The organism is Stenotrophomonas capsici (assembly GCF_034961085.1).
Taxonomy (GTDB): Bacteria; Pseudomonadota; Gammaproteobacteria; order Xanthomonadales; family Xanthomonadaceae; genus Stenotrophomonas; species Stenotrophomonas capsici.
This window is the reverse complement of sequence record NZ_JAYFUH010000061.1, coordinates 150,954-165,608: the sequence shown is the minus strand read 5'-3', so window position 1 is coordinate 165,608 and position 14,655 is coordinate 150,954. Positions and strand designations below refer to the sequence as shown.

At 68.8% G+C, this 14,655-nt stretch carries 19 protein-coding genes; 8 read left to right on the top strand and 11 right to left on the bottom strand.

Annotated elements, in window-relative coordinates; translation table 11 throughout:
* Positions 1 to 38 precede the first annotated feature (38 nt).
* The 3 genes from VA603_RS02655 to thpR all read right to left on the bottom strand — a co-directional run bounded on the left by VA603_RS02655 (position 39) and on the right by thpR (position 1,615).
* The gene (locus tag VA603_RS02655) at positions 39 to 221 is read right to left on the bottom strand and encodes an oxidoreductase-like domain-containing protein (protein ID WP_313255625.1); all 183 of its coding nucleotides are present in this window, start codon (positions 219 to 221) and stop codon (positions 39 to 41) included.
* Between the two features lie 58 nt (positions 222 to 279).
* Entirely contained in the window at positions 280 to 879 is a 600-nt protein-coding gene (locus VA603_RS02650) for an HD domain-containing protein (protein ID WP_313255622.1), read from the bottom strand.
* A gap of 148 nt (positions 880 to 1,027) precedes the next feature.
* Positions 1,028 to 1,615 carry an RNA 2',3'-cyclic phosphodiesterase gene (gene thpR, locus VA603_RS02645; protein WP_132864454.1) on the bottom strand — a complete coding sequence of 196 codons (588 nt, stop codon included), beginning with the start codon at positions 1,613 to 1,615 and terminating at the stop codon, positions 1,028 to 1,030.
* Between the two features lie 298 nt (positions 1,616 to 1,913).
* Between thpR and VA603_RS02640 the strand changes: the two genes are divergently transcribed.
* The gene (locus tag VA603_RS02640; RefSeq protein ID WP_132864455.1) at positions 1,914 to 3,110 is read left to right on the top strand and encodes a transglutaminase domain-containing protein; all 1,197 of its coding nucleotides are present in this window, start codon (positions 1,914 to 1,916) and stop codon (positions 3,108 to 3,110) included.
* A gap of 1 nt (position 3,111) precedes the next feature.
* On the opposite strand, the gene VA603_RS02635 is transcribed toward VA603_RS02640, so the two are convergent.
* Entirely contained in the window at positions 3,112 to 3,444 is a 333-nt protein-coding gene (locus tag VA603_RS02635; protein ID WP_132864456.1) for a zinc ribbon domain-containing protein YjdM, read from the bottom strand.
* 195 nt (positions 3,445 to 3,639) lie between these two features.
* On the opposite strand from VA603_RS02635, the gene VA603_RS02630 reads away from it, so the two are divergent.
* Positions 3,640 to 5,001 (top strand): Hsp70 family protein, encoded by a 1,362-nt coding sequence (locus VA603_RS02630; protein ID WP_323437852.1) that lies wholly within the window; start codon positions 3,640 to 3,642, stop codon positions 4,999 to 5,001.
* A gap of 107 nt (positions 5,002 to 5,108) precedes the next feature.
* On the opposite strand, the gene VA603_RS02625 is transcribed toward VA603_RS02630, so the two are convergent.
* Genes VA603_RS02625 through VA603_RS02615 form a run of 3 tightly spaced genes read right to left on the bottom strand, consistent with a single transcriptional unit; the run spans position 5,109 to position 7,128 of the window.
* Positions 5,109 to 6,002, bottom strand: coding sequence for a DUF4097 family beta strand repeat-containing protein (locus VA603_RS02625; protein ID WP_132864458.1), 894 nt, complete (start codon positions 6,000 to 6,002; stop codon positions 5,109 to 5,111).
* Between the two features lie 11 nt (positions 6,003 to 6,013).
* On the bottom strand, positions 6,014 to 6,553 hold the full coding sequence (locus VA603_RS02620; protein ID WP_323437851.1) for a hypothetical protein: 540 nt from the start codon (positions 6,551 to 6,553) through the stop codon (positions 6,014 to 6,016).
* Positions 6,553 to 7,128, bottom strand: coding sequence for an RNA polymerase sigma factor (locus VA603_RS02615; RefSeq protein ID WP_313255611.1), 576 nt, complete (start codon positions 7,126 to 7,128; stop codon positions 6,553 to 6,555). Before VA603_RS02615 ends, VA603_RS02620 begins: the two co-directional genes overlap by 1 nt.
* A 125-nt stretch (positions 7,129 to 7,253) precedes the next feature.
* Between VA603_RS02615 and VA603_RS02610 the strand changes: the two genes are divergently transcribed.
* From VA603_RS02610 to VA603_RS02595, 4 genes are all read left to right on the top strand, one after another.
* On the top strand, positions 7,254 to 8,519 hold the full coding sequence (locus VA603_RS02610) for an alkaline phosphatase family protein (protein WP_323437850.1): 1,266 nt from the start codon (positions 7,254 to 7,256) through the stop codon (positions 8,517 to 8,519).
* 34 nt (positions 8,520 to 8,553) lie between these two features.
* The gene (locus VA603_RS02605; RefSeq protein ID WP_207911801.1) at positions 8,554 to 9,138 is read left to right on the top strand and encodes a mechanosensitive ion channel family protein; all 585 of its coding nucleotides are present in this window, start codon (positions 8,554 to 8,556) and stop codon (positions 9,136 to 9,138) included.
* 139 nt (positions 9,139 to 9,277) lie between these two features.
* A complete protein-coding gene (locus VA603_RS02600; protein WP_323437849.1) occupies positions 9,278 to 10,534 on the top strand; it encodes a sugar transporter in 1,257 nt (418 codons plus the stop codon).
* Between the two features lie 109 nt (positions 10,535 to 10,643).
* The gene (locus VA603_RS02595; protein ID WP_323437848.1) at positions 10,644 to 11,147 is read left to right on the top strand and encodes a GNAT family N-acetyltransferase; all 504 of its coding nucleotides are present in this window, start codon (positions 10,644 to 10,646) and stop codon (positions 11,145 to 11,147) included.
* A 21-nt stretch (positions 11,148 to 11,168) separates the two neighbouring features.
* Here the strand turns inward: VA603_RS02595 and VA603_RS02590 are convergent, their stop codons facing one another.
* Both VA603_RS02590 and VA603_RS02585 read right to left on the bottom strand, forming a co-directional pair.
* Complete coding sequence (locus VA603_RS02590) at positions 11,169 to 11,435, bottom strand: DksA/TraR family C4-type zinc finger protein (protein ID WP_192286278.1); 267 nt, start codon at positions 11,433 to 11,435, stop codon at positions 11,169 to 11,171.
* Between the two features lie 75 nt (positions 11,436 to 11,510).
* Positions 11,511 to 12,065, bottom strand: a complete 555-nt coding sequence (locus tag VA603_RS02585) for a DUF2058 domain-containing protein (RefSeq protein WP_132864466.1) — start codon at positions 12,063 to 12,065, stop codon at positions 11,511 to 11,513.
* Between the two features lie 75 nt (positions 12,066 to 12,140).
* Here VA603_RS02585 and VA603_RS02580 point away from each other — a divergent pair, with 75 nt between their 5' ends.
* Both VA603_RS02580 and VA603_RS02575 read left to right on the top strand, forming a co-directional pair.
* Positions 12,141 to 12,638 carry a M48 metallopeptidase family protein gene (locus VA603_RS02580; RefSeq protein WP_323437847.1) on the top strand — a complete coding sequence of 166 codons (498 nt, stop codon included), beginning with the start codon at positions 12,141 to 12,143 and terminating at the stop codon, positions 12,636 to 12,638.
* Between the two features lie 64 nt (positions 12,639 to 12,702).
* Positions 12,703 to 13,413, top strand: coding sequence for an RNA pseudouridine synthase (locus tag VA603_RS02575; protein WP_323437846.1), 711 nt, complete (start codon positions 12,703 to 12,705; stop codon positions 13,411 to 13,413).
* A gap of 81 nt (positions 13,414 to 13,494) precedes the next feature.
* On the opposite strand, the gene VA603_RS02570 is transcribed toward VA603_RS02575, so the two are convergent.
* Both VA603_RS02570 and VA603_RS02565 read right to left on the bottom strand, forming a co-directional pair.
* Positions 13,495 to 13,932 (bottom strand): ClpXP protease specificity-enhancing factor, encoded by a 438-nt coding sequence (locus tag VA603_RS02570; protein ID WP_132864469.1) that lies wholly within the window; start codon positions 13,930 to 13,932, stop codon positions 13,495 to 13,497.
* A gap of 81 nt (positions 13,933 to 14,013) precedes the next feature.
* A complete protein-coding gene (locus VA603_RS02565; protein ID WP_323437845.1) occupies positions 14,014 to 14,649 on the bottom strand; it encodes a glutathione S-transferase N-terminal domain-containing protein in 636 nt (211 codons plus the stop codon).
* Positions 14,650 to 14,655 lie beyond the last annotated feature (6 nt).

The window sequence follows — 14,655 nt, the reverse complement described above, 5'->3', positions numbered from 1 at the left end:
CGCGACAGACTACGCCTGTCCGCGTCGGAAACCTGTGCCTATTCGGTGGCGTCCGGGTGCCGCTGCTTCCAGGCCTCCAGCCGCTGCCGGTACTGGGCCAGCTCGTCGGCATACAGGTCCAGCACGCACAGCGGGCAGCCACTGCCGCAGCATTCATTGGGGCCAGGGGCTTCGGGCGGCTGCGGCCGCGGATCGGGGTCGGGAAGTACGTCGGGGCTCATCACATCGGCCGCCAGCGGCGGCGATCAAACGGTGGCCGTAGTCTAGCCAATCGTCGGTTCAGGCCGTGGCCCGGCGCAGGTTGGCACGTGCCGCCGCGTCATAGCGTTCGTGGAAGAAGTCGCTGAAGAAGATCCGCGGCTGGGCCAGCACGCCCTTGAGGAACCGGCGCCGGTTGAGCCGGAACAGGAAGCCGGGCACCTTGCCCGCATACTCCTCGGCGATGCCCCGGTCATAGGCATCGAACACCGCCGGCGGTGCCCCCAGGATCGCCATGTCGCTGTCCAAGAACAGGGCCGCATCGGCGTCCAGGTCCTCTGCCCGCAACTTGCCGTGGCGTGCGGTCAGCGCGATCAGCTCGGCCACGCGGTCGCCATCGATGCCCGCATCCGGCAGCCAGCGTTCTATCGCATCCACCGCCAGCTGCGCCGAGCGCTGCTCGTTGTCGCCGCGCCCGGCTTCATAGATGGCATCGTGGTAGAGCACGGCCAGCGCCACCTCGGCCGGCTGCTGCCAGCCCGGTCCAACCGCGACGTCGTGATAGTGCTGCAGCAACGCCTGCACATGGCCGAAGTTGTGATACGCCCGCGGCGGCCGCGCGTAGGCGGCTTCAAGCTCGGCCCATTGCCGGGGAGGCACGGTCAGCGGCAGAGTGTCCATGCGCGCATCCTGCCCGAGTACACCCGATCCGTGAAGCATGCCCGCGCGTTGCCGGGCAGACCCGGGCGCCGCGATGACGGCCGGGATTCCGGTACGGCGGCGGTCTCCACGATGGCGGGCAGGCCGGCGCCAGGTGCCGCTGCCGCGATCACCCCAACTGCCAGCGGCCTTCCAACTGGTAGCGGCTCTGGCCCAGGAAACTGCGGATCAGCACGAATTCGCGCACGAACCAGCGCAGCGGCTGCACCGGCTGCACCGGCATGCGACGCCGGTCATACAGCAGGGTCATGTGCGGGGTGAAGCGCGGGTTGGCCTTGGCCCCCACGCTCTGCAGGCAGCGCGCCAACTCGGCGTGCAGGTCACCCAGCAGCTCGGCGCCGTATTCGCTCTGCAGCACGAACGGGTTCTGGTGGTTGCCGGCGAAGCTGCCCACCTGGTCGAAGCAGACCTCGAATTCCGGGGCCTGCACCCGGCTGGCGGCCTGGCGCACCCGGGCCAGCAGGCTCGGTGGCAGGCCGGCATAGTCGCCGATGTGGTGCAGGGTGACGTGCAGCCGCTCGGTGTCCAGCGGGCGCCCTTCCAGCCCGTGTTCGTCACGCAGCCCTTCGGCCAGCTCGGAGATCCGCTCGGCGGTGAGCGGATCCGGCAGCACCGCGAAGAACAGGCGCTCGGTCGGGATGTCACTGCCAATGCCCAGCGAAAGCTGTGCCTGGTCAGAGGGAAGGAACTTCTTCATGGATTCGCGCTGGAAGCCGCCGGCCGGAGCCGTCTGTGGCGGAGGCCGATACTGACTGGGGCCGCGGATACTAGCAGACCCCGCCGGTCGCCGGGACCGCCGCGCGCCTCCACTGCGCGGTGCGATGGACAAAAACTCGCCACCGTCGCCAGACCCCCGTCCCCCGGGGGCTGCCGCGGGTTATCCACATGTTTGCCCGGCGCTGGTCCACATGCGCTGTGGATCACGCCAAATACACTTCCACCCTGCCTCCAGAGGCATACACTGGGGCGGCCGCAGCAACCTCCAGGTGGTCGCCATGATCGGTTGGAACGCTTTGACCCTGCTCGCCGCCACAACCCTGGCCCCGCCGCCGCAGGCCCCGGTCCTGCCCGCGCAGGAGATCCCCACGCCCGCCCAGATCATGGAAATCCCGCCGGACGTGAAGGCGGTGCTCCAGGAACAGGTGATCCGCGCCAGCAACTCGCCGGAACGGCGCCTGCAGCGGCTGGTCGAACTGGTATTCCAGCCGACCGAACTCGGGCTGGAATACGACACCGAGGCCACCCTCACCGTGGCCGAGACCTGGCGGCTGCGACGTGCCAACTGCCTGTCCTTCACCCTGCTGTTCGTCGCCATGGCCCGCGAGATCGGGCTGGAAGCACGCATGCAGGAGGTTGGCCAGGTGATGACCTGGTACGAGAACCAGGGGCTGATCTTCAATGCCGGGCACGTCAACGTCGGGCTGCGCGTGGATGGGCGCATGGCCACGCTGGACCTGGACCGCAACGTGCTCTACGACGCACGCGGCCCACAGCCGATCTCCGACGCGCGGGCGCTGGCGCACTTCTACAACAACCGCGGTGCCGAGCAGCTGGCGGCGCATGACTACACCACCGCGCGCCGCTACTTCGAAGCGGCCCTGGCGATGGACCCCCGCTTCGTCTCGGCGATGAACAACCTCGGCGTGCTGGAAACACGCAGCAACAACGACCAGGCCGCCGCCCGCGACTTCGATGCCGCCCTGGCCATCAACCGCATGCACCCGGCCGCGCTGCACAACGCCGCCTACCTCTACCAACGCGTGGGCGACACCCGGCACGCCGCATTGCTGCGCGAGCGCCTGGAGCGCTCCCGCAAGCGCGACCCGTTCTACCAGTTCATGCAGGGCGTGCTTGCCGAGCGTGCCGGCAACTACCCGCAGGCCTCCCATTTCTACCGTGCCGCGATCGACCTGTACCCGCGGGCGCACCAGTTCCATTTCGGGCTGGCACGCACCTATTTCCTGACCGGCAACAACCGCCAGGCCGAGCGCGAGATGACGCGCGCACGCGCATTGGGCGGGACCAACGAAGTGCGCGCGATCTACCAGGCCAAGCTGGACAGCCTGCGACGGCTGGACCCCCGCCATGCCGTGCGCGACAGCCGGCCAAACGGCCTACCGCCCTTGCCGGCGCCGGCAATCATCCAGCAGCACCTGCGTGGCGAACCGACGGGCAGCCGCGACTGGCGTTGAATCAGGCCTTGCGCAGGAAGCAGGTCTTCAGCACCAGCCCCTTGATCTTGTCCGAGTTGCCTTCGATGTGCTCGGCGTCGTCCTCGACCAGGCGGATGTTGCGGATCACCGTGCCCTGCTTGAGCGGGATCGACGAGCCCTTGACCTTGAGGTCCTTGATCACGGTGACGGTGTCACCGGCCAGCAGCACGTTGCCGTTGCTGTCGCGGACCACCACCGCATCGGCCTGCGCTTCGCCGGGCGTCCACTCATGGCCGCAATCGGCGCAGATCCACAGGGCGCCGTCCGGATAGACGTTCGGCTGCGAACACTGGGGGCAGGAAGAAACGGGCATGGTGGCTCCAGCAATGCGTAAAAGACCGCCTATTGTAGCCTTTCGCACCTGCCCGCCCGGCCTGACGCGGGAACGCCTGCATGGCCGCACTGGCGCGTGAACGTCGGCCGCCCGGGGCCGCACCTTGAAATCTGCGGTGCCGGCCGGCGTAGTACAGTGCGCGGCCGATTCAACCGCACGCCCCCCGGACGCTCCATGAAACTCGGCATCGACTTCGGCACCAGCAACTCGGCGGCCGCCGCCCATATCGACGGCAAGGTGGTCCCGGTCCACTTTGGCGACGCCCTGCAGGTCCGCACCACGGTGTACTTCCCCGAGGTGATGCGCGACCCCAACGATTTCGAACTCAGCCCGGCACTGGAACAGCAGCTCGAAGCCCTGGTCGAGTCCGGCCGCCGCGATGCCCGCAGCGCCGGCACCGACCGCAGCCCCGCGCAACTGCGCGCGGATGCGCTGCGCGTGGTGCGCCGGCAGTGGATGGAAGAACGCATCCGCGAACCGCAGAGCTCCACCACCCTGCTGCAGAACGCGGTCTACGGTGACGACGCGCTGGAGGCCTACTTCGAGGAGAACGAAGGCAACCTGGTGCAGAGCCCGAAATCGATGCTCGGCTACAACCTGCACCCGCGCGCCAGGCAGACCATCACCGGCATTGCCACGCACATCCTCGAGCACATCCGCCTGACAGCGTCCCGGCAGCTCGGCCAGAACGTGCGCAGCGCCCTGCTCGGCCGCCCGGTGCAGTTCCGCAGCTCGATCGGCGAGGCCGGCAACGACCAGGCGCTGGAGATCCTGCGCAGCGCGGCCCTGGCCGCCGGGTTCGACGAGGTGGACTTCCTCGAGGAGCCGGCCGCTGCGGCAATGCACTACCACGCCGTCAGCGATCAACGCCATGAGGCGGTGATCGTCGACGTCGGCGGCGGCACCACCGACATCGCCCATGCCAGCGTCGGCGGCGACACGCCGCCACGGATCCACCGCGCCTGGGGCATCGCGCGCGGCGGCACCGACATCGACCTTGCACTGAGTCTGGCCGCCTACATGCCCCTGTTCGGCCGTGGCATCACCCGCGTGCCGACCCATCACTACGTGGAGGCGGCGATGGTGCAGGACACACCGCGCCAACGTGAGTTCCGCCAGCACAACTACGATGCAGTCGATGCCCCCTACGGGCCGCGCCTGCAGGCATTGCAGGACACCGGCAACACCGCGCGCCTGTACCGCGCGGTGGAGCAATGCAAGATCGCGCTGAGCAGCACCGACTCGCACGCCAGCGCGTTGTCCTTCATCGAAGCCGGTTTATCGGTGGAAACCGATGCACCCCATCTGGGCAATGCCGCCGGCGGTTACCTAGGTGAACTGGAAGCACTGCTGGCGCAGGTCCGGCAGGACATCGGCCACGAGCCTGCGGCGGTGTTCCTGACCGGCGGCATGTCACGCGCCGGCTACATCCAGCGCGCGGCCGCAGCGGCCTTCCCGAATGCCACGCTGGTCCACGGCGACCCGTCGTTCGGCGTGGTGCAGGGCCTGGCGTTGGCGGCCACCGCCGCCCCGTAGGAGCGCCCTCCGGCGCGAAGCCGGTGCTCGACACCCCCGCATGAACCGCGGTGATGCACCGGCTCCGTGCCGCGGTTTCGCGGTCGGGACTGTTCCCGCCCGGACCGTCAGCGGTCGCCCAGCCTCACCCGCACGCTGCCCGAGTGCGAGCTTATGCTGATGTCACCATCACCGCCGCCCAGGCGGGTTTCCAGGCTGCGCCCCGGGCCGTACTGCGGGCGCTCCACCGTGCCGACGTCGGACTGGATGCTGCCGCTGAAGCTGTTCGCCTTCAGCTGCGCCGAAGTGCGTGCCGGCAAGGTCAGCGAAACCCCGCCGCTGACCGTCTGCAGGTTGATCCGGCCACCCGGTGCCAGGCCGGCGCTGCGCACACCCAGACTGCCGGAGACGGTTTCGGCAGTGAGCCGCTGTACCGCACTCAGGTTCAGGTCGATCGCACCGGACACACTGTTGGCGCTGACCTCGCCGCCGCTGGAACCGGCCACGTTGATCTGCCCGCTGACCGTCTGCAGGTCCAGCCGGGGAGTCCGCAGCTGCGAGCGGATCGCGCCACTGACCGTGTTCAGGTCGGTTTCGCCGGCCTGGCCTTCGGCGGTGATCGAGCCGCTGACCGAAGTGGCCTGCAGGCGGCGCAGGTCGACCTGGCCGACATCGATGCTGGCGCTGACCGTGCTGGCCTGCAGTTGCGCCGAACGCGGCACCCGCAACTCCAGCACCGCGCCACGGGTGTTGCGGCTGTTCTGCGGGTAGACCACCTTGAACTGCACGCGGTTGGCGCTGTTCTCCACGTCCAGCCGCTGGCCGTCACCGAGGGTGCCGGTCAACTGCACTTCGTTGCGGTCCCAGCCACGCACGGTGACCGAACCGGCGACGTTGCCCAGTTCGACCCGGCCACCACTGGACAGCGGCAGGCGTTGGTTGACCGTGCTCTGGGCGAACACGGAAGCGATCGGCGCCAGCAGCAGCGTGGCGGCCAGCAGGTTGCGCAGGGAGGCATTCATGAGGGGCTCCTTCAGGTGGATAGTCCGGTGGCCGCAAGGCCCTGCCGGGTGAGTTCAAGGCGCAGCGCGTAGGTGCGCCGCAGTTGGCCGAGCAGGAACCCGGCATGCGGGCTCTGGTCGATGGCGGTGCGGATGCTGCCGGCGCTGGCATCCAGCTCGTCCAGCGCCGGCCGCAGTTCGGCCGGCACGGTCTCGGCCGGGATGGTGGCGATGGCCTGGCGGTACTCGTGGGTGATCACGTTGGCCTGCCGCTGCAGTGGCGTGTCCGTCATCGCCACCGTCGCCGGCCGACCGGGTTGCCACAGTGCGAATGTCCCCACGAATGCCAGCACGGCCGCCGCGGCCCCGGCCAGCCACGGCCAGCGTCGCACCGCACGCCGTGGGCGCGGGAGTTGCGCCGGCACCGGCAGCGGCGTCGCACCGGCACGCGGCGCCGGCGGCGCCTGTTCCAGCTGTGCCGCGATGCGCTGCCACACCGCCGCCGAAGGCAGGCGCTCGCGCGGCAAGGCCGCCAGCTGCCGGGTCAGGTCGTCGTTGTCGTTCTCTTCCATCATGCGTCTCCAAGCCGTGCGCGCAGCAGGCCGCGCGCGCGGTGCAACTGGGCCTTGGAACTGCCTACCGCCATCTGCAGTTCCTCGGCGATCTCGTGGTGTTTCCAGCCTTCGATGTCATGCAGCACCAATACGGCCCGTGCACGCGGCGGCAGCGTCTGCAGTGCGCGTTCCAGGTCCAGCCCGGTGGCATGGCAGCGCGTGACATCGGCCATGCCGGTCAGCACCTCCATCCCGCTTTCGCCGATATCCAGCGACTCGAAGGCGGCGCTGGCACGCAGTTCCATCAGCGCGGTGTTGACCGCCATGCGGTGCAACCAGGTGCCCAGCGCGCTTTCGAAGCGGAACTGCGGCAACTTGCGCCAGGCCAGGATGAAGGTTTCCTGCAGCACGTCCTCGGCACGCGCGGCGTTGCCGCCGCACAACCGCCAGAGCAGGGCGTTCAAGCGCGGGGCATGCCGTCGATACAGGCGCTCGAAGGCATGCACGTCGCCGCCGGCGGCGGCACGGGCCAGCGCGGTGTCGTCCACGGCGGGCGGGGAAAGGCTGGCGAGGGTCACGGTGGCGTCGAGCATATCCATTGGATGCAGAGCCCGCGCAAAAGGTTTAAAGCCCATCGCGATCGGTGGCAGCCGTGCTGGCGCTGGCAGCCCCCGCGCGCTTGGCCGACAATCCAGTCTCGCCTCCCTGTAGCTGTTCCATGCTCCGATCCAGCGCCCTGCTGTGCGCCGCCCTCGCCCTGGCCGGCTGTGCCAGCACCCCACCCGCCGCCGTCCGGGCACCCGCCGATGCGCCGCGCCTGCCGCTTCACGCGCAGGCACCGGTGATCCTTGTGTCCATCGATGGCTTCCGCAACGACTACCTGCATCGCGGATTGACCCCGAACCTGTCGCGCATGGCCGCCGGTGGCGCGCGTGCCGAGTACATGCGGCCGTCCTATCCCTCCATCACCTTCCCCAACCACTACACGCTGGTGACCGGGCTACGCCCGGACCACCACGGCGTGATCGCCAACTTCATGACCGACCCGGCCATCCCCGGCGTGCGCTTCAGCATGTTCGACCCGGCTACGGTGGGCGACGAGCGCTGGTGGGACGATGGCAAGCCGCTGTGGACCAGCGTGCGCGAACAGGGCGGTCGCGCCGCGGCCATGTTCTGGGTCGGCTCCGAAGCGCCGGTGCACGGCGCCCGGCCAGAGTTCTGGCGGCCGTTCGACATCGAGGTGACCTCGCAGCAGCGCGTGCAGACCGTGCTGGAATGGCTGGCACTGCCCGCTGCTGAACGCCCGCATTTCGTCACCCTGTACTTCGATCGGGTCGACACCGTGGGCCACCTGCATGGCCCGGATTCACCGCAGTTGAACCAGGCCCTGGCCGAGGTCGACCAGGCCATCGGCCAGTTGCTGCAGGGCATCCGCGCACAGGGGCTGGAAGAGCGCACCAACATCGTGGTCGCCTCCGACCACGGCATGGCCGCCACCTCGCCCGAGCAGGAGCTGTACCTGGACGACCTGGTTGACGTGAGCCGGCTGGATTTCGGCTGGACCGGCGCCTACGCCTCGTTCGACGCCCTGCCCGGTGGCGAGGCGGCCGCCCGGCAGCTGCTGGCCGGCACTTACCCGCACTTCCGCTGCATGACCCGCGAACAGATTCCGGCACGGTTCGAGTACGGCCACCATCGCCGCGTGCCGGCCTTCATCTGCATGGCCGACGTCGGCTGGCAGGTGACCACCCGCCAGGCGCAGCAACGCAAGGGCCATCGCCTCAACGGCGAGCACGGCTACGACAACACGCTGCCGGAGATGCGGGCACCGTTCATCGGCCATGGCCCTGCCTTCCAGCCCGGCGTGGTGATCGCGCCGATCGACAACGTGGACCTCTATCCGCTGCTGGCGCGCCTGCTCGGCATCACGCCGGCCGCCAATGATGGCCAACCCGCACATACCGCCGCGGCATTGAAGCAATGAAGGCGCGCGCAGCCATGCGCCTGCAAGGAGATTGATGATGAAGCAGTTCCTGCCACCGACCCTGCACGAATGGGTTGCACCGCTCAACACCACCCTGATGATCGTCCTGATCCTGTGCGTGGCCGCCCTGCTGCGGATGCTGGTGCGGCGCCTGTTGTCGCGGCTGGGCCGGCATTACACGCTGCCACAGCCGATCGAACTGGCGATCCGGCGGCTGTCCAACTTCATCATCTGGACCGCCACGCTGTTGACCGTGCTCAACCAGGTGGGGGTGGCCCCATCGGTGCTGTGGACCGCGTTCACCGGCTTTGCGGCGGTCGGCGCGGTGGCATTCTTCGCGGCCTGGAGCGTGCTCTCCAACATCTTCTGCACCTTCCTGATTTTCACCACCCGCCCGTTCCGCCTGGGCGACCAGATCGAGTTGCTGGAGAACGGCGAGAAGCCCGGCCTGAAGGGCCTGGTGGTCGACATCAACCTGATCTACACCACCCTGCATGAAATCGGCGGTCCTGCCGAGGGCACCCTGATGCAGATCCCCAACAGCCTGTTCTTCCAGCGCGGTCTGCGCCGCTGGCGCACTGGCGAAACGGCGCCGACGACGATCGCCGGCGACGGCTGAGGCCCAGGCGGCGGGGCTGGCACCAAAACTGAACGCTCGGCAGCATGCGCCGGCTGCACCACAGCTTTTCGCTCATGCCGCACTGCAGCATGCGAAAATTGGCGCCATTCCCGGCCCCGCCGCTGCTGCGCCCCGCTCGATGTCCTCCCTGAACACCTCCTGCCCTGCCTCCCCGGCGGATACCCCGTCGCCCACCGCCGCGATTCCCGCCCCGCGCAGCGACCGCCAACGCTGGGCCAGCGTCATCGCGCTGGCGCTGGCCGCGTTCGTGTTCAACACCAGCGAATTCGTCCCGGTGGGCCTGCTCAGCGACATCGGCGGCAGCTTCGGCATGCCCATCGAGCACGTCGGGCTGATGCTGACCATCTATGCCTGGGTGGTGGCGCTGACCTCGCTGCCGTGCATGCTGCTGACCCGCAACCTGGACCGTCGCCGCCTGCTGCTGGGCGTGTTCGCGCTGTTCGTCGCCAGCCACGTGGTGTCCGGCATCGCGTGGAGCTATCCGGTGCTGATGGCCAGCCGCATCGGCATCGCGCTGGCGCATGCGGTGTTCTGGTCGATCACCGCCTCGCTCGCGGTGCGGGTGGCCCCCGAGGGCAAGCGCCCTCAGGCGCTGGGCCTGCTGGCCACCGGCACCTCGGTGGCGATGGTGCTGGGCATTCCACTGGGCCGGATCGTCGGCGAATGGCTGGGCTGGCGCATCACGTTCTTCGCCATCGGCGGCGTGGCGCTGCTGGTGATGGTGGTACTGGCGCGGCTGCTGCCGGCCCTGCCCAGCCAAAACAGCGGTTCGGCCAGCAGCCTGCCGGTGCTGCTGCGGCGCCCGGCGCTGGTCGCCCTGTACGTGCTGGTGATGGTGGTGGTGTCGGCGCAGTTCACCGGCTACAGCTACATCGAACCGTTCGTGCAGACCATCGGCGGCTTCGATGCCCACGTCACCACGCTGGTCCTGCTGCTGTTCGGCGGCATGGGTTTCCTCGGCAGCGTGCTGTTCTCCCGCTACGGCCTGCGCTGGCCGCGTGGCTTCCTGCTGGCGGCCATCGGCACCCTGGCCACCTGCCTGTTGTTGCTGCGTACCGGCCTAGCCAACGCAACGCTGCTGTACGTGCTGGTTTCGGTGTGGGGCGTGGCGATGATCTGCTTCGCGCTGTCGATGCAGTCCAAGGTGCTGCACCTGGCCGCCGATGCCACCGACGTGGCGATGGCACTGTTCTCGGGCATCTTCAACATCGGCATCGGTGCCGGTGCCTTGATCGGCAGCCAGGTCAGCCTGCACCTGGGCATGCAGCACATCGGCCTCGTCGGCGGGCTGCTGGCCAGCGCCGGCTGGTTGTGGTGCCTGTTCGCGCTGCTGCGCTGGGGGCGCAGTTTCCACCTGCCCGCCGCCGCGCCCTGAGCGCGCCGGCCTGCACGTTTCCTGCGCACCGGCTGCAGGTATGCTGGCGCCCAACCGCCCCTGCTTCCGGGGGCGTGGCATCGGGGGAGACGTGGACCAGGACATCATCTTGCGCGACGGAACGGTCGCCGACGCCGCCGCGCTCAGTGCGCTGGTCACGCCGTTGGCCCGCCATCTGCTCGACGCCGACACCGGCGCCACCGCCCACGCCTTCCTCGCCTCGCTGGCCCCGGCCAGCTTCGCCGAACGGCTGGCATCGAAGGCGTTCGCGCATTACGTGGTGGAAGACGGCAGCGGCCTATGCGGCATGATCGCCATCCGCGAAGACAGCCATATCCACCACCTGTTCGTCGGCCGCGGCACCCGTCGGCGCGGCATCGCCCGGCAGCTGTGGGAACACGCGCTGCGCGTCCACGGCCGCCACGAGTACACGGTCAATTCATCGGAAGTGGCGGTGCCGGTCTACGAGCGCTTCGGCTTCCTCGCCAAGGCCGCGCCGCAGACGGTCAAGGGCGTGCGCTTCGTGTTGATGGAGCGCCCGCGGCTGGTCAAGCCGGTCATCCACAAGCAGTACCTCAACGCCGCGCTGTCGGACTCCCGCTCCGGGCAGTAAGCCCTCCGCCGCGCGGAGGCTTCAGCGCAGCTGGCTGTCCTTGCTGCCGCGCCGGTTGTAACCGCTGTGCGCGGCTTCCTCGGCATCCAGCGCCTGCTGGCAGTTGACGCACAACCGCACGCCGGGCACGGCCTTGCGCCGCGCCTCGGGAATCGGCGCCTCGCATTCCTCGCAATGGGTCAGCCCCGGGCCGCTGGGCAGGCGGCTGCGCGCACGCTTGATCGCGTCGTCGACGGTGGCATCGATCTGGTCCTGAACGGCGGTATCGCCCGCCCAACCGGTCGCCATAGCTGTTGCTCCTCGTTCGCCAACCCCTAGCGTAGCGCGGCTGGCCAAATGCCAGCACAACCGCGCCGATTCAGCTCACCACATCAGGTCGTCGGGCACCTGGAACTGGGCGTAGTACGCGTCGTCCTCGGCATTGCCGGTGGAGATCGGGGTATCGGCGCTCTGCCCGTGGTCGAGCACGATCAGCTCGGCGGCGCGCAGGCGCACCTGTTCGGCGGCCACGCGCGGCAGCAGCTCGAAGCCCTCGCCATGGCGCACGATCACCAGCGCGCCGGATGCCAGCTGCTTGCGCAGCGCCTCGCTGACCAGCAGGGTGCGGATCACCTCGCCATCGCTGAAGCGGTATTCCAGCTCACCGCCGCGCGCCACCTTGCGGTCACCGATGATCTGCCGGGCCTGGGCACGCAGTTCGTCGGCGCGGCGCTGCGCGTTGCGCTCGGCGGCCAGCTGGCGGTCCTTCTCGGCCTTCTCGGCGCGGGCGCGGTCGGCCTCGCGCTGGCTCTCGGTCGGTGCCGCCGGGCCCTTGCCATGGCGTGCCTTGACCTGCTCGCGCGCCACCTGGGACACCTGGGATTTCTTGACCAGCCCTGCCTTGAGCAGCTGTTCCTGCAGCGGATTTGCCTTTGCCATGTCCGTGTTCGGTGTTCTGTTGCCAATGCCTGCCATGATAGCGGGCCTCCCGCCCGCAAGCCCGCACCACCGTCGATGCAACCGCTGAAGTACCTGAACGGCTACCCCGAACACCTCCAGCAGAGCGCCCGCGACCTGCTCGCACAGGGCCGCCTGGGCGAAGTCATCCGGCGTCGCCACGACCAGCCGCATGACGTGCGCAGCGACCGCCAGCTCTACGACTACGTGCAGGCCCTGAAGGAACGCCACCTGCGCCAGTCGGTGCCGCTGGGCAAGGTGCTGTACGACGGCAAGCTGCAGGTGATCAAGCACGCGCTGGGCCTGCATACCGCCATCTCGCGCAACCATGGCGGCAAGCTCAAGGCCAGCCGCGAAATCCGCATCGCCAGCGTGTTCCGCGAGGCGCCGGCGCCGTTCCTGCGGATGATCGTGGTGCACGAACTGGCCCACCTGAGGGAGGCCGAGCACAACAAGGCCTTCTATCAGCTGTGCCTGCACATGGAACCGGACTACCACCAGCTGGAGTTCGACCTGCGTCTGTACCTGACCGCGCTGGAGCATGAAGGCGGCTGAACCCGGCATCGCCGCCTGCCGCCGCGGGCGCTACACTCCCCGCCCGCCGTAGAGCCTTCCGCCCATGACCACGCCCATCCGCCTCGACAAACGCCTCGCCGCGCAGCTGCAGTGCTCACGCGCCCAGGCCCAGCAGTACATCGAGGGCGGCTGGGTCAGCGTGGACGGCGTGGTGGTGGAAACCCCGCAGACCCTGGTCGCCGATGAGCAGGTCAGTCTGGCCGCCGATGCCAGCACCGGGGCCGCCGAGCCGGCCACCCTGCTGTTCAACAAGCCGGCCGGCACCGACGCCGCACAGGTGTTCGCCCTGCTGCAGGAAGCCAACCGCAGCGCCGACGACGCAAGCGGCATCCGCCTGCTGCGCCGCCATTTCCTGCGGCTGGAAGCCCCGATGCCACTGGGCGATGCCGACAATGGCCTGCTGGTACTGACCCAGGACTGGCGCGTACGCCGGCATCTGCTCGAAGCCGGCCCGTCGCTGGAGCAGGAGTTCATGGTCGATGTGGAAGGCAACACCAGCCCGTGGACGCTGTCCCGCTTGACCCACGGCCTGCGCTACGAGGGCCGTGCCCTGCCCAGCTGCAAGGTCAGCTGGCAGAGCGAGCAACGCCTGCGCTTTGCGATCAAGGACGTGCGCCCGGGCCAGTTGCAGCACATGTGCGCGGAAGTCGGCCTGCAGGCCACCCAGGTCCGCCGGCTGCGCATCGGCCGCATCGGCCTGAGCAGGATGCCCGAGGGACAATGGCGCTACCTGGGCGCGGGCCAGCGGTTCTGACCCCACGGCTGCCGGGCCGCGCGGCAATGCAAGCCACCGGGCGCCCCAACGAAAACCGCCGCCTTGCGGCGGCGGGGAGGATTACTTGACCACGCGCAGGTGCGGGCGCTTGCCCGCCGGCGGCGGCGATGGCGCGTCCGGCGGCGTGGTCGGGGGCAGGTCCTCATCCGCGGCCGGCTCGGTGCCGGGAATGTCGTCCGGCAGCGCCATGCCCTGCCCGGTCTCGCGGGCATAAACGGCCAGGATCGCCGGGATCGGCACGTACACCGGGAAGCTCACGCCGGAAAAGCGCGCGGTGAAACTGACCGCATCATTGTCGATGTGCAGGCCCATCACCGCGCGCTCGGCGATGTTGAGCACCACGCGCTCTTCCTTGATCGCACTGGAGGGCACCTGCACGCCCGGCACGCCGGCATCGACCATCACGTGCGGGGTCATGCCGTTGTCGTTGATCCATTCCACCAGCGCCCGCAACAGGTACGGACGGTGGCTGCTCATGCGGAAAGTTTCTTCAGTCATCGGACAAGTGTACGCGGCATTGATGCACGATCACCGCCCGCAGGCGGTGATCGATAAGTCGGCATACAGCCGCGGCAGGCCTCAGACCGGCAGTTCGCGCAGCTTCTTTTCCTGCTCGGTCAGGCTGCGGATGAAACCCGGGTTGCGGAAGATCCGGTTGCCGTAGTCCTCGATCGCCTTGCCATCCTTTGGCAACGCCACGCCCAGTGATTCCAGCCGCCAGATGATCGGCGCCATGGCGCAGTCGGCCAGGCTCATTTCCGGGTTGAGGAAGAACTTGCTGGCCTTGAACAGCGGCACCGACTGCGCCACCAGTTCCTTCAGGCGCTTGCGGCCGGCCTCGGCCTGGGTCTTGTTGCCCAGCTGGATGGCCTGCACCTGCGGCACCCAGTCATGCTCGATGCGCAGCATCGCCAGGCGCAGTCGCGCGCGCGACAGCGGGTCCACCGGCATCAACGGCGGATGCGGGTAGCGCTCGTCCAGGTACTCGCTGACCACCGAAGCGGCGTACAGCACCAGCTCGCGCTCGACCAGGGTCGGCACCGAGTGATAGGGGTTCAGGTCGATCAGGTCCTCCGGCGGGTTCTGCGGATCCACCGGCACCAGATCGTAGGTGACACCCTTGGCTGCAAGCACCAGCCGCACCCGGTGGCAAAGCACGTCATCGGTCGCCGAAAACAGGGTCAAGGTATTTCGCATACGCACACTCGCCGCCATCAAAAG